The organism is Sulfitobacter sediminis (genome assembly GCF_040811725.1).
Classification (GTDB): domain Bacteria; phylum Pseudomonadota; class Alphaproteobacteria; order Rhodobacterales; family Rhodobacteraceae; genus Sulfitobacter; species Sulfitobacter sediminis.
The window spans coordinates 357,461-378,803 of record NZ_JBFNXX010000002.1; the positions used below are offsets into that span (position 1 = coordinate 357,461).

The 21,343-nt window shown below is 60.4% G+C and carries 16 protein-coding genes and 1 tRNA gene; 15 read left to right on the forward strand and 2 right to left on the reverse strand.

Features of this window, described 5'->3' with window-relative positions; genetic code table 11:
* Nucleotides 1-83 precede the first annotated feature (83 nt).
* The 11 genes from AB2B41_RS04360 (at nt 84) to AB2B41_RS04410 (ending at nt 14,361) form a co-directional block, all read left to right on the forward strand.
* Nucleotides 84-1,307 carry an aminotransferase class V-fold PLP-dependent enzyme gene (locus AB2B41_RS04360; protein ID WP_367876520.1) on the forward strand — a complete coding sequence of 408 codons (1,224 nt, stop codon included), beginning with the start codon at nt 84-86 and terminating at the stop codon, nt 1,305-1,307.
* 66 nt (nt 1,308-1,373) lie between these two features.
* A complete protein-coding gene (locus AB2B41_RS04365; protein WP_367876521.1) occupies nt 1,374-2,798 on the forward strand; it encodes a cryptochrome/photolyase family protein in 1,425 nt (474 codons plus the stop codon).
* 57 nt (nt 2,799-2,855) lie between these two features.
* Nucleotides 2,856-4,067 (forward strand): class I SAM-dependent methyltransferase, encoded by a 1,212-nt coding sequence (locus AB2B41_RS04370; RefSeq protein ID WP_367876522.1) that lies wholly within the window; start codon nt 2,856-2,858, stop codon nt 4,065-4,067.
* A 27-nt stretch (nt 4,068-4,094) separates the two neighbouring features.
* A complete protein-coding gene (locus AB2B41_RS04375) occupies nt 4,095-4,535 on the forward strand; it encodes a TrgA family protein (protein ID WP_367876523.1) in 441 nt (146 codons plus the stop codon).
* 4 nt (nt 4,536-4,539) lie between these two features.
* Complete coding sequence (locus AB2B41_RS04380; RefSeq protein WP_367876524.1) at nt 4,540-5,667, forward strand: NUDIX domain-containing protein; 1,128 nt, start codon at nt 4,540-4,542, stop codon at nt 5,665-5,667.
* Nucleotides 5,668-5,695: 28 nt separating this feature from the next.
* Complete coding sequence (locus AB2B41_RS04385; protein WP_367876525.1) at nt 5,696-6,730, forward strand: cysteine synthase A; 1,035 nt, start codon at nt 5,696-5,698, stop codon at nt 6,728-6,730.
* Nucleotides 6,730-9,084, forward strand: a complete 2,355-nt coding sequence (locus AB2B41_RS04390; protein ID WP_367876526.1) for a DUF3772 domain-containing protein — start codon at nt 6,730-6,732, stop codon at nt 9,082-9,084. Before AB2B41_RS04385 ends, AB2B41_RS04390 begins: the two co-directional genes overlap by 1 nt.
* On the forward strand, nt 9,081-9,800 hold the full coding sequence (locus tag AB2B41_RS04395) for an alanyl-tRNA editing protein (protein WP_367876527.1): 720 nt from the start codon (nt 9,081-9,083) through the stop codon (nt 9,798-9,800). The genes AB2B41_RS04390 and AB2B41_RS04395 overlap by 4 nt, the downstream gene beginning before the upstream one ends.
* Nucleotides 9,801-9,870: 70 nt before the next feature.
* Nucleotides 9,871-9,960, forward strand: a tRNA-Ser gene (locus AB2B41_RS04400).
* 250 nt (nt 9,961-10,210) lie between these two features.
* Nucleotides 10,211-14,017: an ATP-binding protein gene (locus AB2B41_RS04405; protein ID WP_367876528.1), complete on the forward strand. Its 3,807-nt coding sequence runs from the start codon at nt 10,211-10,213 to the stop codon at nt 14,015-14,017.
* A 170-nt stretch (nt 14,018-14,187) separates the two neighbouring features.
* A complete protein-coding gene (locus tag AB2B41_RS04410) occupies nt 14,188-14,361 on the forward strand; it encodes a hypothetical protein (RefSeq protein ID WP_367876529.1) in 174 nt (57 codons plus the stop codon).
* A gap of 454 nt (nt 14,362-14,815) precedes the next feature.
* On the opposite strand, the gene AB2B41_RS04415 is transcribed toward AB2B41_RS04410, so the two are convergent.
* A complete protein-coding gene (locus AB2B41_RS04415) occupies nt 14,816-15,883 on the reverse strand; it encodes an IS110 family RNA-guided transposase (protein ID WP_367876530.1) in 1,068 nt (355 codons plus the stop codon).
* Between the two features lie 241 nt (nt 15,884-16,124).
* On the opposite strand from AB2B41_RS04415, the gene AB2B41_RS04420 reads away from it, so the two are divergent.
* The 4 genes from AB2B41_RS04420 (at nt 16,125) to AB2B41_RS04435 (ending at nt 20,568) form a co-directional block, all read left to right on the forward strand.
* Complete coding sequence (locus tag AB2B41_RS04420; RefSeq protein WP_367876531.1) at nt 16,125-16,787, forward strand: DUF2306 domain-containing protein; 663 nt, start codon at nt 16,125-16,127, stop codon at nt 16,785-16,787.
* A gap of 349 nt (nt 16,788-17,136) precedes the next feature.
* Nucleotides 17,137-17,610 carry a DUF3291 domain-containing protein gene (locus tag AB2B41_RS04425; protein WP_367876532.1) on the forward strand — a complete coding sequence of 158 codons (474 nt, stop codon included), beginning with the start codon at nt 17,137-17,139 and terminating at the stop codon, nt 17,608-17,610.
* A 274-nt stretch (nt 17,611-17,884) separates the two neighbouring features.
* A protein-coding gene (locus tag AB2B41_RS04430) for an IS630 family transposase (protein ID WP_367876533.1) occupies nt 17,885-18,843 on the forward strand; the annotation gives its coding sequence in 2 pieces (ribosomal slippage) (nt 17,885-18,226 and nt 18,229-18,843; 957 coding nt in all).
* A gap of 282 nt (nt 18,844-19,125) precedes the next feature.
* Nucleotides 19,126-20,568 carry a tetratricopeptide repeat protein gene (locus AB2B41_RS04435; RefSeq protein ID WP_367876534.1) on the forward strand — a complete coding sequence of 481 codons (1,443 nt, stop codon included), beginning with the start codon at nt 19,126-19,128 and terminating at the stop codon, nt 20,566-20,568.
* A gap of 2 nt (nt 20,569-20,570) precedes the next feature.
* Here the strand turns inward: AB2B41_RS04435 and AB2B41_RS04440 are convergent, their stop codons facing one another.
* The gene (locus AB2B41_RS04440; RefSeq protein WP_367876535.1) at nt 20,571-20,801 is read right to left on the reverse strand and encodes a hypothetical protein; all 231 of its coding nucleotides are present in this window, start codon (nt 20,799-20,801) and stop codon (nt 20,571-20,573) included.
* Nucleotides 20,802-21,343: the final 542 nt, after the last annotated feature.

The following is a 21,343-nucleotide window of genomic DNA, read 5'->3' on the forward strand; positions in this document are numbered from 1 at the left end:
GGCCAATCCAAGAGCCCCCGCGCGGCAGTCGCGCGGGGGCTTTTCCATTTGACGGCGGCGCAAAATCGTTCAATTTGCGCGTCATGACACTCGATACCGACTGGGTTCGCGCCCAATTCCCCGCTTTCTCCGAACCGTCGCTGCAAGGTCAGGCCTTCTTTGAGAACGCCGGCGGTTCCTATACCTGCAAACCGGTTATCGACCGGCTTCACCGCTTCTACACCCAACGCAAGGTTCAGCCCTACGCCCCCTACGAGGCGAGCCGCCTTGGCGGAGAGGAAATGGACGAGGCGCGCAGCCGCATGGCGGCCATTCTCGGGGTGGAAACCGACGAGTTGAGCTTTGGTCCCTCGACCACCCAGAACACCTATGTCCTGGCACAAGCCTTCGGCCAGATGATGCAACCGGGCGAGGCGATTGTCGTTACCAACCAGGACCACGAAGCCAACACCGGACCCTGGCGGCGGCTGGCGGAGCGCGGCATCGAGATCCGGGAATGGCAGATCGACCCGGATACCGGGCATCTGAACCCCGAGGACCTGGAAAACCTGCTCGACGAGAACGTCCGGCTGGTCTGCTTTCCCCATTGCTCAAACGTTGTGGGGCAGGTGAACCCGGTGGTCGAGATCACCGCACTCGCCCATGATGCGGGGGCCTTCGTTTGCGTCGATGGCGTGTCCTACGCACCGCACGGTTTTCCAAACGTGGGACGGCTTGGCCCGGATATCTACCTGTTCTCCGCCTACAAGACATTCGGACCCCATCAGGGCCTCATGGTCATCCGCCGCGCCCTGGGCGAGCTGCTGCCGAACCAGGCGCATGTCTTCAACGCAGGCACGCTCTACAAGCGGTTCACGCCTGCGGGGCCCGACCACGCGCAGGTTGCCGCCTCGGCGGGAATGGCCGATTACATCGACGCGGCCTACGCGCATCACATCGGCGGGGATGCCGCCCCGGCAGAGCGGGCAGCCGCCGTTCACGATCTCTTTCGCGCCCATGAAACCGCGCTTCTCCAGCCGTTTCTGGACGCGGTGAAAGACCGCAATTCCGTCCGCCTCATCGGCCCGTCGCAGGCCGAGGGCAGGGCGCCCACGGTGGCCCTTGCCCTGAACCGCGAAGGCGAGGCGGCGGCGGCTGAGCTTGCCAAGCACGGCATCATGGCCGGTGGTGGTGACTTCTATGCAGGCCGTGCGCTGCAGGCCATGGGCGTGGACATGGACAAGGGCGTCCTGCGCCTCAGCTTCACCCATTACACCACCAAGGCCGAGATAGATCAGCTTCTAGGGGCGCTCGACGCCGTTTTGTAGCGCCTTTCGTCTTGATTGCCTGTCGTCTGCCCTAGCTCAGGGATAAGACCGACCGGAAGAAGAGACATGAGCGACAAATCCCCCATCCTGATGTGGTTCCGCCGCGACCTGCGGCTGTCGGACCATCCCGCGTTTTCCGCCGCCTGCGAGGCCGGCCGCCCGGTGATCCCGGTCTTTGTACATGACAAGCTGTCGGACGGGCTCGGTGCCGCCCCGAAATGGCGGCTTGGGCTGGGCGTGGGCGCGCTGGCCGACAGTCTTGCCGAGAAGGGCAGCAGGCTGATCCTGCGCCGGGGCGAGGACGCGCTCGACGTGCTGCGCAAGCTGATCGGGGAGACGGGTGCGCAATCGGTCTACTGGACGCGCCTTTACGACCCCGACACGGTGGAACGGGACAAGCGGATCAAATCCGCCCTGCAGGACGAGGGGATCGAGGCGAAATCGTTCGGCGGGCATTTGATGTTCGAACCCTGGACGGTCGAGACCAAGACCGGCGGGTTCTACAAGGTCTACACCCCCTTCTGGAACGCGGTGAAGGGCAACGAGGTGGATGCGCCGCTCAAGACACCGTCGAAGATCGCAGCACCGGACAGCTGGCCCGACAGCGACGACCTGGACGGCTGGGAGATGGGCAAAGCGATGAACCGCGGGGCCGAGGTTGTGCGGCCCTTCGTCCAGCTTGGCGAAAGTGCCGCGCAGTCGCGGCTGGGCAGTTTCATGGCCCACGGGGTCGCGGGCTATAAGGAAAATCGGGATATTCCCGGCATGGAGGGTACATCGAACCTGTCTGAAAATCTCAGCCTGGGCGAGATCACACCCTTTCAATGCTGGCACGCGGGCCAGCGCGCGCGGGAAGAGGGCAAGGCGGGCGCAGAAACCTTCCTCAAGGAACTGGTCTGGCGCGAATTCGCCTATCACCTGATGCACCACACCCCCCGCATTGTCAGCGGCAACTGGCGCGAGGAATGGGATGCCTTTCCGTGGAACGAGGACGCGCGCAAATCCGAGGTCTGGGACTGGAAGAAGGGCCGCACCGGTATCCGCTTTGTCGATGCCGCCATGCGCGAGATGTACGTGACGGGCCGCATGCACAACCGTGGCCGGATGATCGTGGCGAGCTACCTTACTAAGCATCTGCTGACCCATTGGCGGATCGGCAAGGAATGGTTCGAGGATTGTCTCATTGACTGGGACCCGGCCAGCAACGCGATGGGCTGGCAGTGGTCGGCGGGATCGGGCCCCGACGCGACGCCCTATTTCCGCGTCTTCAACCCCGAAACCCAGCTCGACAAGTTCGACAAGAACCGCGATTACGCCGCCCGCTGGATCGCCGAGGGGCACAGAAAACCACACAAGGATGCGCTGAAATATTTCGACGCCATTCCCCGCCACTGGGGCATGTCGCCGGACGATCCCTATCCGAAACCCATCGTCTCGGCCGACAAGGGCCGCAGCCGCGCCTTGGAAGCCTATGAAAACCGGGACTTTTAGGAATTGTCTTACCAAGCGGACAGGCTAAACTGTCCCGAAACACCACGGGGAGTGGCCATGATCCTGACCAGCACCGAGGGGCAGACGAAACTGCCCCGTTACTTCGCGCGTGTCTTTGACACAGCCAGGCAGATGCAGAACGGGCGCATCGACTTCATCCTGCCGGATGGCCGTCACTTCCGTGCCGAAGGCGCGAACCCCGGCCACGTGGCCGAGCTGCATATTCACAGCAACGACCTCTTTGCCCGTCTCATCCGCGAGGGGGACCTCGGTTTTTGCGACGCCTATCTCGACGGCGACTGGTCCACGCCCGACCTGCAGGCCTTCATGGACCTCGTCCATGATCGCAATGAAACCATCTATGACGGCTTTCCGGGCATGGGCCTTGTCCGCCGGTTTGAACAGCTGCGTTTCTGGCTGCAGCGGAATTCCAAGAAGCAGGCGCGCAAGAACATCAGCTATCACTACGACCTCGGCAACGATTTCTACGGGCTATGGCTCGACGATACAATGACCTACTCCTCTGCGCTCTTTGAGAAGAACGCCCAGCAGTCTCTCGAAGCCGCGCAGACCGCCAAGTACAAGAGCATGGTGGACCAGATGGGGGTCAAGCCCGGCGACCACGTGCTCGAGATCGGCTGCGGCTGGGGGGGATTCGCCGAATATGCCGCCAAGGAGCGCGGTTTGAAGGTGACAGGCCTCACCATCTCGGAAGAGCAGTTCAAATACGCCAGGGAGCGTATTGAAAAGGCTGGACTTTCTGACATGGTTGAGTTCAAGCTGCAGGACTACCGCGATGAGCGTGGCCATTACGACGGCATCGCCAGCATCGAGATGTTCGAGGCCGTGGGCGAGAAATACTGGCCGGTCTATTTCGACACCGTGCGCGAGCGGCTGAAGCCCGGACGCAGCGCGACACTGCAGATCATCACCGTTGATCACGCCCGTTGGGATGTCTACAAGCGTGGCGTTGATTTCATCCAGAAATACATATTTCCCGGTGGGATGCTGCCCTCTCCTAAAGTGTTGCGTGAACAGATCGAGCGGGCCGGACTGGTCGTGGAGAAATCCATCGAATTCGGCAAGAGTTATGACATCACGCTGCGCCGCTGGCACGACACCTTCAACGACAAATGGGACCAGATCCGCGCCCTCGGCTTCGACGACCGCTTCCGCCGGATGTGGAATTTTTACCTCACTTCCTGCGCGGCGACATTTGACAGTGGAAATTGCGACGTAACGCAGATTACCATCAGGCGACCTGCCTGACCGGGCGTTCCGAGGGAGCCAACGCAAATGCCTACAGCCGCGCGTTTGATGGGCGCCATGTGCCTCGCCGTAGTGGCCTATGCGATGTCGCTCATCGTGATACCGCTGATGCCGGAAAGCACGGATTTCGGCAATTTCATCCCGATCAACATCATACTGGGGCTCTTCGTGGGCTGGATTGTCATGGGGCGCCGCGCCGGGCGCGGTACCACGGCTGCCATCAACAACGGGCTGACGGGCGTCTTCGTCCTGTTGCTCTGGGGTGTCGGGCTGCAGGCCGTCAACGAGATGATCCGTCTTGCCATGCGCAACCGCTACGACGGACCTTTCGAGGCGATCGTGGATACCTTCAAGATCGGTGCCGAATTCGCCTGGATCATCGCCACTGTGCCAATGGGAATCGCTTTCCTCGTCGGGGCGGTCATCAGTGGTCTCTTGACCGAGTACGCCAGCACACGGTGGCGCTGAGCGCATGAAAAACCTGTTCTTCTATGGCACCTTGCGGCACATGCCGCTGCTTGAGGTCGTGCTGGGGCGGGACGCCGCCGACCTGGATTTCTCCGACGCCGATCTGCCGGACTGTGCCGTCAGCGCCGTGGCCGAAGGCCCCTTTCCGATGATCTCCGACAGCGCTGGGCAAAGCGCGCGGGGCGTCCTCGTCCGGGGCCTGTCATCCGATGACATCGCCCGGCTGGACTTTTACGAGGGCAGCTTCGCCTACGATTTGCGAAAGGCCATTCTCGACAACGGCGAGGCGGCGGAGGTCTATTTCCCGCAACCCGGCCTCTGGACAGCGGACGGCCCCTGGTCCCTTGCCGATTGGGTCCGCGACTGGGGCGAGATGAGCGTGATCGCCGCCCGGGAGGTCATGGGCTACAAGGGCAGCAGGAGCCGCGATGAGGTCGCTGCCATGTTCCCGGTGATCCGTGCGCGGGCGTCCTCGCGGGTGCGGGCGAAATCCTCCCTTCACGGGGCCGATACCTTCGAAGGTCGCGTGCAGGTCCACGCGCGCGAAAGGCCGTATTCCCAGTTCTTCGCCGTGGATGACTACCGGATCAGCCACGAGAAATACGATGGCAGCATGTCCGAGGTGCTGGATCGTGCGGTCTTTGTCGCCGCCGATGCCGCGCTTGTGTTGCCCTACGATCCCCTGCGCGACCGGGTGCTACTGGTCGAGCAGATACGGCTCGGCCCGCTTGGCCGCGGCGACCGGACGCTCTGGCAGTTCGAACCTATCGCGGGACGGATCGACCCCGGCGAGACACCCGAGCAGACCGCGCGGCGCGAGGCGATGGAAGAAGCCGATATCGAGATCGGCGCACTGGAGAAGATCGCCGAGATCTACCCGTCCCCCGGCACATCGAGCGAATTCTACTACCTCTACCTGGGCCGCGCCGATCTTTCGGACGATATCACCGGCACCAGCGGGCTCGAGGCGGAGCACGAGAACATCCGGTCCCACCTCGTGTCCTTCGCCGACCTGATGGACCGGATCGGCCGGTTCGACGTGGCCAACGCGCCCCTCGCGCTTGCCGCCTATTACCTTGCCACGCACAGGGATCGCTTGAGGTCCGAATGGGCGGACGCTACACCGGACTAAAGACACTTGTTCCGACCCGGGGGGCCCTATGCACGTCGCAACCGATCTGGCCGAGGCCATTGGAAACACGCCACTGATCAAGCTGCGCGGCCCGTCCGAGGCGACGGGATGCGACATCTACGGCAAGGCCGAGTTCATGAACCCGGGCCAGTCGGTCAAGGACCGTGCAGCGCTCTTCATCATCCGCGACGCGATCGCCAAGGGCACCCTGAAACCAGGCGGCACGATCGTCGAGGGAACGGCGGGAAACACGGGCATCGGTCTGGCGCTGGTCGGCGCCTCAATGGGCTTCAAGACAGTCATCGTCATCCCCGAGACCCAGAGCCAGGAAAAGAAGGATATGCTGCGGCTGGCGGGCGCCGAACTGGTACAGGTGCCGGCGGCACCCTACCGCAACCCGAACAACTTCGTGCGCTACTCCGAGCGGCTCGCAAACGAGCTGGCGCGCAGCACGAACGAGGGCGTGATCTGGGCCAACCAGTTTGACAATGTGGCCAACAGGCAGGCGCATATCGAAACCACGGGCCCCGAGATTTGGGAACAGACCGGCGGCAAGGTCGATGGCTTCTGCTGCGCGGTGGGCTCCGGCGGGACGCTGGCCGGCGTCGCCATGGCGCTGCAGCCCAAGGGCGTCAAGATCGCGCTTGCCGATCCGGACGGCGCGGCACTCTACAGCTATTACACGACAGGGGAGCTCAAGACCGAGGGGGGCTCCATCGCCGAGGGCATCGGTCAGGTGCGGATCACCAAGAACCTCGAAGGTTTCACTCCGGATTTCAGCTACAACATCTCCGACGCCGAGGCGCTGCCGGTGGTCTTCGATCTGCTGGAGCACGAGGGGCTCTGCCTCGGGGCGTCCTCGGGCGTGAACGTGGCGGGCGCGATGCGCCTGGCACGGGAGATGGGGCCGGGCCATACCATCGTCACCATCCTTTGTGACTATGGCACCCGCTACCAGTCCAAGCTCTTCAACCCTGACTTCCTGCGCGAAAAGGAACTGCCCGTTCCCGGCTGGCTCGACGCGGCCCCCGCCGCGCTGCCCAGCGTTTTCGAAGACGTTTGATGGCACGGCTGCTGCGCATAGCCGCGCTCTGCCTGGCGGCGCTCTGGCTAGCCGCGGGCGCTGCGCTTGCGCAGGAAACCCTTTCCGAAGAGCTTGAGCGCTGGGAAACGCTGGCCAAGCGGGCCGAGGCGGCGGTCGATCTCGGGCAGGGAAGTGACGAGGTCTTTGAGGCTCTCCGACAGTCCATTGCCAGATACCGCGCCGATTTCAATTCAGCGCGAGAGGCCAACAGCGGACGAATTTCCACGCTGCGGGAACAGATTGCAGCACTTGGAGCGCCTCCGGAAGGCGAAAACGCGCCGCCCGAGGACCCTGAGGTCTCGGCGCGGCGGGACGAATTGACCCAGCAACTCAACGCGCTGCTCGCCCCCGTCCAGAAGGCAGAGGCCGAGTTCGTGCGCGCAGACGCGCTGATCCGCGAGATCGACCAGATCCTGCGGGACCGCCAGGCCGATCAATTGCTGGAAATCTCTCCTTCCCCCCTGAATCCCGTCCATTGGCCGGGAGCGCTGCGCGATCTGGTCAGCGGCGCGGAACTCATCTGGACGGAGCAACCCGAGGGCGCGGAGGACGAAGCCGGCGACGACTTCCGGTCGTCGCTGCCGCTTGTCATCGGGCTGACCGCCTTCGGTCTCCTGCTGATCCTGAGGGGGCGGCGCTGGTCACAACGGCTCGTCAGCCACATGCAAAAGCTGGGCGGGCGCGGCGTCGGCATCTGGCGTTTCCTCGTCTCGCTCCTGCGGATCATCCTGCCTTTCGTCGGGCTGGTCTCTCTGGCGCTTGCCGCGGTCGCAACCAATCTCTTCGGGCCGAAAGGGGACGAGATCATCCTCACCCTGGCCTTCGTGGGCGGCATCATGCTGGGTGTCCGCTGGGTCGCCGAGCGCGTTTTCTCGCGCGACGATGATGAGGCGCTACTGCTCTTGCCCGCCGGACAACGCAGCGAGGTGCGGTTCTACGCCTATCTCATCACCGTGATGATCATCAGTGCCGAACTGGTGACGCTGGTGCTCGAAGCGGGCTATCCGGAAAAGGCATCCCGACCGGTCCTGCTGTTCCCGTTCTTCCTTGTCTCCAGCCTCGCGCTCCTGCGGATCGGTCTGATCCTGCGCCGCTTCACCGACCCGCCGTCCGAGGACAACACGCTGGCCGAGGTACGGGCCACCACGCTCAGCCGCGTGGTACGCATATTGGGCACGGCAGGCATTATGGTGGCGCTGGCCGCGCCCGTGCTGATGGCGGCCGGCTATCTGAACGCGGCCACGGCGATCCTGCCGCCCTTCATCATGACACTGGTGATCCTGGGTCTCGTGATGACGCTCCAGCGCTTCAGCGCGGATGTCTACGGCGCGATCACCGGGCAGGGGGCCGAGGCGCGGGATGCGCTGATGCCGGTGATCTTCGGCATGATCCTCCTGATCCTGGTGGCCCCGGCGCTGGCGCTGATCTGGGGCGCACGCGTCACCGAACTGACCGAGCTCTGGGCCGCCTTCGGGCGCGGTTTCGCGATCGGGGACACCCGAATTTCACCCGCGGATTTCCTGGCCTTTGCGGTGATCTTCGCCATCGGCTACGTGCTGACACGGCTTCTGCAATCGGCCCTACGCACCAATGTGCTGCCCAAGACCCGGATCGACGTGGGCGGGCAGAACGCCATCGTCTCCGGCCTTGGTTACGTCGGTATCTTTCTTGCCGCGCTCGCGGCGATCACCGGAGCGGGGATCGACCTCAGCTCGCTCGCCATCGTCGCCGGTGCCCTGTCGGTCGGTATCGGCTTTGGCCTGCAGAACATCGTCAGCAACTTTGTCTCCGGCATCATCCTGCTGATCGAACGCCCCATTTCCGAGGGCGACTGGATCGAGGTCGGCGGCCAGATGGGCTACGTGCGCGATATCTCCGTGCGCTCGACCCGGATCGAGACCTTCGACCGTACCGACGTGATCGTACCCAACGCCGATCTCGTCAGCGGCACGGTGACGAACTACACCCGCGGCAACACCATCGGCCGCCTCATTGTGCCGGTAGGCGTGGCCTATGGCACCGACACCAAGAAGGTCGACGCCATCCTGCGCGAGATCGCCGAGGCGCAGCCGATGGTCCTCGCCAACCCCAAGTCAAACGTGTTCTTCCTGAACTTCGGCGCGGATGCGCTGGAATTCGAGATCCGTTGCTTCCTGCGGGACGTGAACTGGATCATGATCGTCAAGAACGACATCAACCACGCCATCGCCGAGCGCTTCGCGAAAGAGGGGATCGAGATACCCTTCGCGCAGCGCGACATCTGGCTGCGCAACCCGGAGGTTCTGCGCGAGCAACCCAAGGAAAATCCGCAACCGCAGGAGTCTGAAACATGACGCAGATGCTGTTCCGCCAAGACGCCTACCTGCGCGAGGCTCCTGCCGTCGTTGCGGATCTGACACCGGAGGGCGGGATCATCCTAGACCGAACCGTCTTCTACCCCACAGGCGGTGGCCAGCCGGGGGATTCGGGCTGGATCAGCTGGGACGGCAACCATCTGCCCATCGCAACAACGGTCAAGGGACAGGGCGATGCCATCGTTCTGGTCCCCGCCGAAGCGGCGGCACTGCCGCCCAAAGGCGCGCATGTCACCCAAAAGCTCGACTGGGACCGGCGTCACAAGCACATGCGCGTGCATACCGCGCTGCACCTTTTGTCGGTGGTGATCCCCTTCGGTGTGACCGGCGGTCAGATATCCGCGACCCACGGCAGGCTGGATTTCGACATGCCCGACGCGCCGGAAGACCGCGATGAGTTGGAGGAGGCGCTTAACAGCTACGTCGCCCTCGACGCCCGCGTCAGCGAAGGCTGGATCACCGGAGCCGAGCTTGAAGCCAATCCGCAGCTGGTCAAGACTATGGCGGTTCAGCCGCCCAAGGGCGCGGGCGACATCCGGCTGATCCGGATCGGTGAAGAAGACAACTGGATCGACTTGCAACCTTGCGGCGGCACCCACGTCGCCCGCACGGGCGAGATCGGCGCCCTGCGTCTCGGCAAGATCGAGAAGAAGGGCAGGGTCAACCGCCGCGTCTATGTACACCTCGATGGCTAGGTCAGCGTGCCGAAAATCCTTGATTTCCCTCTTGCAACTGCCACCACCTGCACGCTAAACCCCCGCGCAAGGACGGGTGGCCGAGTGGTCGAAGGCGCACGCCTGGAAAGTGTGTAGGCGGGAGACCGTCTCCAGGGTTCGAATCCCTGTCCGTCCGCCATTAAATTTTGGTAAATACGCGTTTTCTATGTGGAAATTCATTTCTGCTGGTGGGTCGTACCCCAATATATCCCCCACGTGATATTCCTTGCCCTAACTAAAGTATAGGTAACCGTACCGCCTACTGATCGGGAGTGACCGTTGAACGAAGCTTTGCGGACATCTGAGAAAAATGCTCAGATGACTGAGATGAGCCCGGAGCGGACCCAAGTGTGCTCTCCCCCAGCCCTCGATAATTTGTCGCTTGGATGATGGTATTCGGCTATCGTGGACGGCAGCGAGCTAAAGGTAGGGATTTGGTGAGGCAAACCGCAGATTTTCGTTTGATGGGCGAGCCTAGGCTGTTCTCCCTAGAAGGGAAGGCTCTGGGCCTGCCGACTGCGAAGACCTTAGCAACCTTGGCAATAATTCTCGCCGCCGGTTCCACGGGTGTGACGCGGCAATCAATCGGTGAGATGTTGTGGAGTCGCAGCGAGGAACAGCAGGCGAGGACCAACCTGCGCCAAGCTTTGTCGGCGTTGCGCAAGGCGCTCGGCCCGCTCGCGAACAGTCTTCATCAACAGGGAGATGTCCTGTCATTCCGGCGCGATGGGATCATGCTCGACCTCGACCTGATCGAGACCCCGGGCAATCCGCTTGGCGATGACTACTTGCACCGGCTCATGGATGCGGGGGACTTCATGCAGGGCTTTGCGTTGCGGGAACCGCCGTTCGAGGAGTGGCTCGGCGAACAGCGCGCTCGGGTCACGCGTCTTCTGCAGGAGCGGTTGGACGAGATTTGCGAAGCGTTGCTGCATGCGGAGGAGTTCGCGAAAGCCGAACGTGTTTCCCGCAAGCTCATCGCGCTCGACAACTTCAACGAGGCGGCGCACCGGGCCCGCATGAAAGCGCTGACCGGCTGCGGAGAAGTTGCGACGGCGCTCAAGCATTTCGAGGATTTCAAGCATCTTCTCGCTTCGGAGCTTGGTGTGTCCCCGGGCGCGAAGACGCTGGAGCTTGTGCGGACGTTCAGAACGATCGATCCACCAGTGCAGAAGACCGAGACGCAGGCTCAAACCGCACCGGTCCGGCCGATGGCTGAGCAACAGGTCGAGACGCCAAACGCGCGGCAACCCGAGCTACGGAACGTCGTAGTCGTTGCGGTCGATATCTCCGAGGACGGCGCTGGACCAAGCGACCTGACGGCGCAATTCGATGCCATTCAAGATGTTTCAGAAGCGTTGTCGCGGCTTGTTCTAGATTTCCAGGGAACGGAGTTGTCGAACAATGGCACAAGTCTTCTTGCCGTTTTCGGATACCCGAAGGCGCACAGTAAGGAAGGCGAGCGCGGGATCGGCTTCGGCAGCAGGGCTCGAGAGGAAATCCTCGCACAGATGCCGAACGTTAATGTGCGGGTTGCGATCGTGTCCGGGATCGTCCTGGCCCAAACCTCGGAGCGGGGGAATGTTCTGGGCGACCCGATCCGGCGGGCGCAGGCTCAGATCCACAATACGCCGGACGGGCGGATTTCCGTCGATCGAGGTATCTTTCAGGCAACCGGTGACATCGCGGCTTATGAAGAACTCACCGGAAGCGCATGGTGTCTTGCGACGCGTGCGGGCGACACATCTGCGCGGCGGTCTCAATTCGTCGGGCGGGACCGGGAATTGCGACAAGTGCTGGAATTGCTCGAAGATGTCGAGCATGACAGCCGCGGCGAAGTCATGGTCTTGCGAGGTGAGGCGGGTATCGGGAAGACCCGCCTGAGCGTGGAGATTGCCGCGCATGCCGAGGATTTGGGGTTTGACGTCTCTGCCTGCCGCGTCCTCGATTTCGGTCAAGGGCGCAAGGACAATTCGCTCGCAATGATCGCAAGGGCCTTGGACGCCCCTGAGCCAAGCCAGCTGAACCGCATCGAACACGCCGTCTGGACCGATCTGATCCGGCCCGAAGCGCTGACGAGCGAAGACAGCAAACTGATCCTCGAACTCGACGCGGGATCGCTCCTCTCGGAGCAGACGCGCATGTTGCAACGGCTTGCGCGGGACAAGGTGCAGGTGCGTCCTTTCCTGCTGATCGTCGAAGATGTGCACTGGGCCCATCCCAACCTGATGCAATCTCTCGCCGATCTGGCGGCGAGCATCGTCGACCTACCCATGGTTCTCGCCTTCACAACGCGGCCGGAAAACGATCCGATGACCAATGCGTGGCGGGTGCGGGCAGGAAAGACGAAGACGACCACGATCGATCTGCGCGCCCTGCGCAGGAAGGCGGCGCTGGACCTGGCCCGCAATCTCAGAAGTCTCGACGAGGCGCTTTTGGAGCAATGTCTGCAACGCGCGGACGGCAACCCTCTTTTCATCGAACAATTGGTGTTCTGGGCGGAAGAGCAGTCCGAGACGAACCTGCCACTCAGCGTTCAGAGCGTCGTGCAGGAGCGGCTTGACAAGCTGCCCGAAGCGACACGTGACATGGCGCGCGCCGCATCCGTTCTGGGGCAGGTCTTTTCGGCCGATGCGCTCGAGGCCGTGCATGGGCGCGACATCAGTCTGGCGAACCAGTTGGATGAGGCCCATCTCGTCGTGCGGCGCGAAGATACCTTCAGCTTCGTTCACGCGCTGGTGCGCGACGGCATTTACGCATCGCTCTCGGCCAAGTCGAAGCAAGAGTTGCACACCCGAGCGGCGGAGTTCTTTTCCGACACCGATCCCGTGCTTTCGGCCCGGCATTTCTTATGGTCCGGCGCCGAAGGCGCGTGGGAAATCTGTCGCGATACGGCGGCGCGGGAGCAACGTGCGGGGCGACTCGAGACGGCATATGAACTTGCCTGCTTGGCTATGGATGCGTGCGATGTGGCGGGCGAGCGGCCGCGCCTTCTGGTCTTGCTTGGGGAAATCCAACGGGACCGGGAGATGTTTCCGGACGCCATCGAGACATTGGGGGCGGTCGACACTTCAGACGAGGAACTTTTGTTACGCGCTCTCGTTGGGGCCGCCGAATGCCATTTTCGCCTCGACAATCAGGATGAAGCTGAACGTCTGTTAAACGAGTCCAGAAGTTTGCCTTTGGCGGAGCAGGACGCCACGTGGCGAACGACGATGGCCTGTCTGCAATCCGGTGTCGAGTTTAGCCGAGGCAATTCGCAAGCCGCCATCCACTACGCAAAAATGGCAGGCGATGCGTCTGTCCGTCTCGAAGATCAGCGGTTGCGGGCACGCGTCCTGAGTACCTTGGCGGATGCCGAATGGGTCGATGGCCTTTTCCAAAGCGCTGCAGGGCATTTTCGCGAATGCGTCGACCTTTGCTATTCCAACGGCCTGCGCCGCTACGGGCTGAACAACCAGTCGATCATGGGAATGCTCCGATTCTATGACGCGCAGCTCTCGGATGCCCATCGCATCATGAGCGAAACAATCGCTGAAGCCCGATCGATCAATTTCGCGCGCGCGCAGATGAACAGCGAACACATGCTGGTTTACATTCAATCCGCGCGTGCGGAGTACGAAGCCGCCCGCGAACACTGGCAACGGGCGCGGCATCTGATCGAGACAAGTTCGGCCAATCGGTTTTTCATGAACAGCGGCTGCTATGCCGCCCAGTTCATGGGCCCGCTCGGTGAAATTGGTCCTTTGATGGACTATCTCCGCCAATCGGAAAGGGTCGCCGAGGACCTGGGTTTGGTCTGGGTGCTCCCATGGGCACTGGCGAGTAGGGCGCGCTGGACCGAAGATCATTCCGAAGCGACCCGTGTGTTGGATCAGGCCGAGAAACTGGTGTTTTCGGGTCTGACGACCTATCCGTTCGAGTTCTACTATGTGGGTATCGATGCGGCGATCCGTCTGGAAGACTGGGGCCGCGTCGAAACCTATGCCGACCGGCTCGATGCGTTCTTGTCGAAGGAGCCAGTCGGGCTTGCGACATTCGTTACCGCCAAAGCCCGGGCCATGGCGGCTGCGGGGCAGGGGAGAGGCGATCCCGATGAACTTCGCAGACTCGTCGCGCGCGCGGGCGAACTGGAACTGTTCGAAGCACAGGCCATGTTGACACGTGCCCTGAACGCCCCAAACCCCGGCGCGTAGGGCCGTATTTCGCCGCACCAGGAGCAGATTTCCGGAAATAGCTTCACTTTTCACGGGTTCTGCCGCCGATTTCACGTTCTTTGAACGCTCTCGCAGACGGATGCCGAACAGCTGCTTCGTAGGGTTGGAACATCAAGTTCATGCCAACCCGGAGACGAAGGAGCAAAACCATGTACGACCCCAACACTCAAAACATCGCGTTTCACCTCAAGGACATCGACCGCCAGTTCGAACCTCGCCTGCGCGAATACCGCGAACCCAAGGCGCGTTCGAAAACTCTGCTTCGTGTGATCTCGGTGATAGGTCTGCTGGTCGCGGCAGCTCCGTTTGTCCCATGGACATAACACTCTCGGCACAAACGAAATCAATAAAACCGATACGCGGACCGGAGGGACCGCGTAACTCCAATGTAAGTCAATTTTCAATGCATCACTTGCGGGTCAGCGAAGAGTCTACAGGCGCTGTCACCATGGCATTCGCTCAAGTCGCAATTTCGTCTGTACTCCCGGCCTCGGTGGACGGATCGATTGCGCCGGCGCAGCGAGCTGCGGCATGGAGCCCGATGTATGAACCGGCTGCTGTTCGCAAGTGAGGTTTTGCACGTTCTCGGAAGTCACTGATATGTATCCGGCCTTTGGATCGGCACGCGGGCCGTGGCCTTATTGGGGTTACGCTCGCACCGTGGTCTCATTAGCGGACAGGCCGTGGCAGCCATCTGGGCTCTCAGACTCTGGGGGCGTGTGGTTTCCGTTCCATGCTTTCTCTCGTTGGCGAACTCCTTCGGATCAGGGCTGGGTCTCAGACGCCGACCATGATCTCGTCTCTTTGGGCGTCGAATGGCACCCCATGTCTCAGCACGCTCCAGGCGATGCGGGCGAGCTTGTTGGCCAAGGCAATGGCCAGCTTGTTACGATGCATACGTGTCGATGCCCTGGTCAGCCAGTCGCCGAAGCTGAAGCCGGGCCAGTGATGGGGCCGCATCAGAACGACATTTGCCGCCTGAACAAACAGCATGGGCAGATATCGGCTGCCCCGCTTTGAGATGCGTCCCAGAACCGTTCGACCGCCGGTGCTGTATTGTCGGGGAATAAGGCCGATCCAGGCAGCGAAGTCGCGTCCTCGGTCAAAGGCCTCGCCCTGGCCGATGGCCGCAACCATCGCGGTCGAGATCAGTGGGCCGATGCCTGGGATCGTCATGGCATTGGCACAGCTTGCATCCGTACGGCTGATGCCTTCGATCTCCTTGGAGACGGTCTCTATCCGTTCGTCCAGCCAGAGCCAGTCACCATAGAGGCCGCTCAGGATGGTGCGCATACGGGGCGACATCTCATCACGCCGTTCTTCGAGGATCGCCAAAAACGAGCTCTTCAAGGCTCTTAATCCTTTTCGAACCGTAATGCCTTGTTCGATCAGAAAGGCCCGGATCTGGTTGATCGTCGCCGTGCGACGGGACACCAATCTCGACCGCACCCGGTGTAGCGCTTGAAGGTCCAGCTGATCCTGACTCTTCTCCGTCACCGTCTTCAGGTTCGGTCGCAGCGCGGCCTCGGCAATCGCTTCGGCGTCATTGTAGTCATTCTTCTGCCCTTTGATGAACGGTCTCACGTAGATCGCCGGGATGATCCGCGGTTCAAATCCCAAACCTCGCAACGTTCGGCTGACAAAATGCGCGCTGAGACACGCCTCCATCCCGATCACGCATCTCGGCAAGGCTTCAAAGGTGGCGTTCAGCGCCAGACGCTTGATCCTTCGTCGCAGGACAAGATTGCCCTCCGCATCGAACCCAACCAAATGAAAGACGTCCTTGCCGATGTCGACGCCAATCACAGACAGGTCAGAAAGGTCTCCGGCTTTACGTGTGCTCATGACTGCTTCTCCTTCTGCTTCGGGTAAACCCTCTCAGGGTAACCCACCGGGGAAAGCAGCCGGTTCATCCCATTAGCCGACTTGCGGCGTTGGGGCAGTCATTCCAAAAGTAGGCAAAAATCGATCTTGTACCAAGTTTGGATCGATTTCCGCTTCGCCGAACAAAAAGTTTGGAGAGATCAAATCCCACAAGGCGCTTGGCATATGGCGCAACCGGGCATGGACTCCTAATATTTGCACCATGAGGAACGCCCTTATCTCAGCCGGTCTGATAATACTTGCTCTGAACGTGTCGTGGTTTGTCGCTTACAGCGTGAAGCTTAGCGTAAATGGCCTGTTTGCTGATCGCCCGGAAGACATATCGCGCGTTTTCAAGAATGATGCCCAGTTCGCCAACATTGGCATCTCTTTCCACATGATGGCAGGCGCTTTGCTCACCCTGGGCGCGCCTCTTCAAGCGCTTCCTGTCGTTCGAAACCGTTGGCCCAAGCTACACCGGAAACACGGTTTCGTCCTGTTCTGCCTTGCGATCATCACAGGATTTGGCGGGCTGATTTACATACTTCTTGAAGGCACGATTGGTGGCTGGTGGATGTCGTTCTGGTTTGCGACCTATGGCGGCCTCTTGGTCTGGTGCGCCGTGAACACTGTACGCTTCGCGATGTCACAAGACTATGACCGACACTTTGCATGGGCGACGCGGCTGATTGTTTTGGCCGTCGGCTCGTGGATCTTTCGGATGCATTATGTTGTCTGGTTCTCCATCACCGGTGGTTCCGGATCAAATGAGGCGTTCACTGGACTTTTCGACAGGGTCCAGGTGGTGGCATTCTTCATGCCATACCTCCTTGTTGCGGAGTTTTTCCTGCGCAGAAGAAAACTCAATCAAATAGATAGAGACTGACCGACGAAGTCGAGGATTTCGTCGTCTACGTCGCAACTCGGCGTCGGTCTGCAGCGGCCAGCAGGTTTGTCGCAAGAGTCGTCGTTGCGCAAAAGCGGACGTTGTGGCGGCGCGGGCTTGGCATTATTGAGCGCTGACAGCGGTTTTGCGGAGACCTGAGAAAAGTGCTTGAATGACCTCGGCAAGCCTTTTGGAGAATTTAGATCGAGTTGCAAATTGAGATCAACGCAACATACGTTCGACCGCTTGTTCGATAACGCCAAACAGTCCGTTCATATTGCTCGGCTATCTTCAGCAGGCCGAGGAATATTAGTTGATAAGCCGATGTCTCTGGCGCAAAGTTTCACATATGACTGCTCCGACCCGCCACCTCGCACATTTCAGCTGGGGCACGCTGCGCGCCCCCGTTGGCGATCCCAGGATTACAGCCTTTGCGGAGGCCGTTCCGCGCGTTAATTCAAGAGCCGAGACTAATCCTGGCTTTGTCTGGCGTTTCGGCGACGAAAGACCACCAGCAGAGGAGGTCGGCTGGCCGCTCTTCGATGACGAGCGCATCATTGCGTCTTACTCGATTTGGGAAACACCCGAGGCTTTGCGGGCGTTCGTCTACCAGGGTGCGCACGGCGGCTTCTATAACCGACGTGCGGAGTGGTTCGACCAGGACGCACCTCGCGGTTACGTTCTCTGGTGGGTTGCGCCTGGTCATAGACCAGACATCACCGAAGCTTGGAGGAAAGTCGACAAACTCTCAGCAGAAGGCCCGTCAGACGCGGTATTCACCTTCGCACAACTCCCGCCAGCAGCTAGCACAGCTAAACTGTAATCGAGCTTCGATGGGCTCTCGCCGTGGGAGTGTCTCCGTGGGTAAGAGAGCAAAGGGTGCGAAGGGTCTATCGGGTGTCGTCGCACGTGTTGTGTATAGTGAGCGGACCTCCAGGCAAGCGGCTGCTTAAGACTGGTGGGAACCCAAAGCGGACCAGTGCTTGAGCCTGATACTCGTGGATCCAGAAATTCTAGAGCGTCCCGCCTGAAACCTGAATCGCAAGGGATTCCCTTGACCGGTGATCTGTGATTCATCCTGTTTGGGAGGATGGATCATGTCAGCACCTTTGCCGGATGCGCTTCGGGCGCGGTTTCAGCGATTGATTGAAGATGGGTTAAGCGGGCGGGCGGCAGCGTTGCGCTTGAAGCTTTCGCCTGCCACCGGGGCGCGGTGGGGACTTGCGATCCGCCGCACCGGACAGGCCCGCGCGGCCCCTCAAGGTCGCCCCAGGGGCAAGGGAAAGCTCGATCCACATCGCAGTTTCTTTGCTGAAGTCATTGCGCAGGATGGCGACATCACGATGCCGGAACTGGCGTCTGCCTTGCACGAAGCGACCGGTGTGCGCGCGCACCCGAACGCGATCGGCAAGTTTCTTCGCAAGCTCGGCTATACGCATAAAAAAAGTCGCTGGTGGCTGCCGAACGCCGTCGAACCAAGGTAAGGCGGCAACGCGAAGACTGGTTCAAGCATCGCATCCCAGCCGTATCGGCGCGACCCGAACGCGTTGTCTTCATTGATGAAACCTCCGTAAAGACGAACCTGACACGACTGAGGGGATGGGCCCCGCGCGGAGACCGTCTGGTGATGCACGCCCCTTTCGGCTCGTGGGGGACGCAAACCTTCATCGCGGGCCTCACCGCCGATGCCATGATCGCGCCCTGGGTCATCAAGGGCGCGATGGACGGTTCCGCCTTCGCGGCTTACGTCGAGAAGGTGCTGATCCCGGAACTGGAACCCGGCACCGTCGTCATTCTCGACAATCTCGCAACCCACAAGAACGCCGTTGCTGCCAAGGCACTGCGGGACGCCGGGTGCTGGTTCCTGTTCCTGCCGCCGTATTCCCCTGACTTGAACCCCATCGAAATGGCATTCTCAAAGCTCAAGGCACATCTCCGGCGGATCGGTGCCCGGACATTCTCCGACATGTTCGATGCCATCGCCGAAGTTTGTGATCTCTACTCGCCTCAGGAATGCCAGAACTACTTAAAGGCTGCCGGATATGTCTCAGGTTAAAGGCGGGAGGCTTTAGTTCCAGCAACACTTTTCTTGATCTTCGTCGCGTGCCAAAATCAAGTAATGTCCCTGAGTCTGCAGCTATTTGGTCCATTTCGTGTTTTGCTTGACGGCCGCGAGCTGGAACTTCGTTCTAGGCGCTCGCGTGCGATCTTGGCTATGCTCGCTCTTGCTCCCACCTCGGCAATTGCGCGCGACCGCCTCGCTGCTACTCTGTGGCCCGATCGGGCAGAGGAACAAGCTCGGGCTTCCTTGCGACAAGAGTTGTCGAACCTACGCACTGTGCTTGGTAAGGACACCGAGATCGTAACTGCGGACTCGAGCACCGTTCGCGTAAATCGCACGAAGCTGAACTCTGGTTTCGGCGCCCCTGGTGATGGCGAGTTCCTTGAAGGTTTGGACCTGAAATCCGAACCATTCGATGATTGGCGGCGGGAAGCAGGAGCGAGTTTAGAGCGTTCCTGTGACTCTGAATCAGATGCGAAGTCGGTGGAAACGAGCGGGCACGAAATCTTTCGCAACCCGTCGATCCTTGTAATGGCATTTGTATCTGCGGGACAAAACGAAGAAGACAATGCCTTCGCTACCGGACTTGTGATTGACCTTCGTACGTCGCTATCCATGTGGCGCCAGTTTCCTGTGATCGGGCCTGAAGCGATTGGCTGGCATACCGAACGCGATGGCAATCTTCGCGAAATAGCGGAAACCGTGAATGCAGCATATGCGATTTCCGGTGCCATTCGTCGTTCAGGGGAGCGAATACGAGTTACCGCCAGCATGAGCGAAACCGCCACGGGTTACCTGGTCTGGACTGAGACTTTCGACGGCCAGATGTCAGATGTGTTTGAAATGCAGGAAAATATGGGACGCGCTGTCGTTGCACGCATATTCCCCGAAATCGCGAAGAGCGAAGCCGCGCGGATCACACGGCAAAACCCTTCAGACGTGGCCTCGTGGCAACTCATGGCGAAGGTTGATGAAATCGAACGGGTTGGAGGCGAAGGCTACGGCACTCCGGAGTCAAATCGAGCGCAGCTCGTGCTTTTGGAGGATGCTGTTACGCGACAGCCTGACTACGCTCGGGCTTGGGCGCGATTAGGTAGGTATTGGTTTCGCAGTGCTTTGCAAGGGTGGCTCGAAGACCGCAGCGATGGGTTCGAAAAGGCGCTCGAATTCACTCAAAAGGCTGTCACACTTGATCCTCTGGATTGGGAGGGCCACAGTTATCGGGCGCTGACGCTCATCTTTGGAAACCATTCGTTTGGGCCAGGCCGGTTTCATGCTCAAGAAGCTGTCCGACTGAACCCGTCCGCGCCGCTGGCACGGCACGCATTGGGCTGTGCACTGGAATGGTTAGGGGAGATCGACGAAGCGATCCGTCAGAAGGAAGTGCTCTTCGCTCTCAATCCGAACTACCCTGCCCGTGCCGCAGTACTTGGAGAGTTGTCAACTTGTTTGCTCTTCCAAGGCAAGATGGAACTGGCAGCAGAAACGGCACGTAATTTGCGCGATCTTGCGCCTGATTATTCACGCGGACTTCAGCGCGTCGCGTCAGTACTCGGACATGTTGGTGCAAAGGAAGAAGCCGCAGATGCACTTGAGCGAGTCATGCGGCTTCAGCCCGACTTTGGCGAAAACTATGTTCGCGAGACGTACCCTTATTCAGACACGGAGCATTTGGAAACCTTGATCCGAGGCCTGCGTCTCGCCGGGATGCAGGGCTGAGATCAACCGCGCTGCTCGCGAATACGGGCTGCAATCTCTGACACTGCGACCTTATTCCGCGCTTCCAAATCGATGCCCATATCGCCAAGAGCCGCTGAGTCGAGGCGCATCATGTTTTGTTTTTCAACCCAGGCGGCGTTCCACGTCACGAGTTCGGCGAGACACCATTTCCAAAGGGAAACACGGCGGGGGGTGGATAGAGTGCTGACGGTGTTTGCTTCGAAGGTAGACATCGTTAGGTTCCTTTCATTGTTGATGCCTTACATTGCCCCGGTGCCGCAAACTCAGCGTAAAATGAGCGCTCAGCTTCACGCAAAATATCCGCAAAAATGCGCAAAAAGCAGTTTATTGGAAGTATTTGTTGTTTGAGGATTAGGTGAAGGACAGATGATTGTTTCGCGCAGAAGCAGTTGCAACCAAGCAAATTTTAGTTGGAAGTCCGGTTTGGTCGCTTGGAAGACCTTTCATTTGCTAGAAGTAACGCGCACAAGCGGTTGTTAGCTCTGTCCGCGTCTGAGACATCGGACGGAGTCAAGACGAGTGGCCGGTGTGGTAAAAGCGGTCGCTACAGCGCGAAAGCAGACGTTGCAGCGGCTGGAGCCCGTCTTGAGTGGCCGCTGACAGCAGCTTTCCGGTCATCTGATGAAAAGACTCGGATGACGCAATCGAGCCCGATGCGGTCGTGAGAACCCCGCTAGTGGAGCGAGTGTTAAGCGGCACGCTAAATCAAGCAATCGGCGGAGCGGGGTTTGTGGTATGCTGAAAAAGTGCTTCT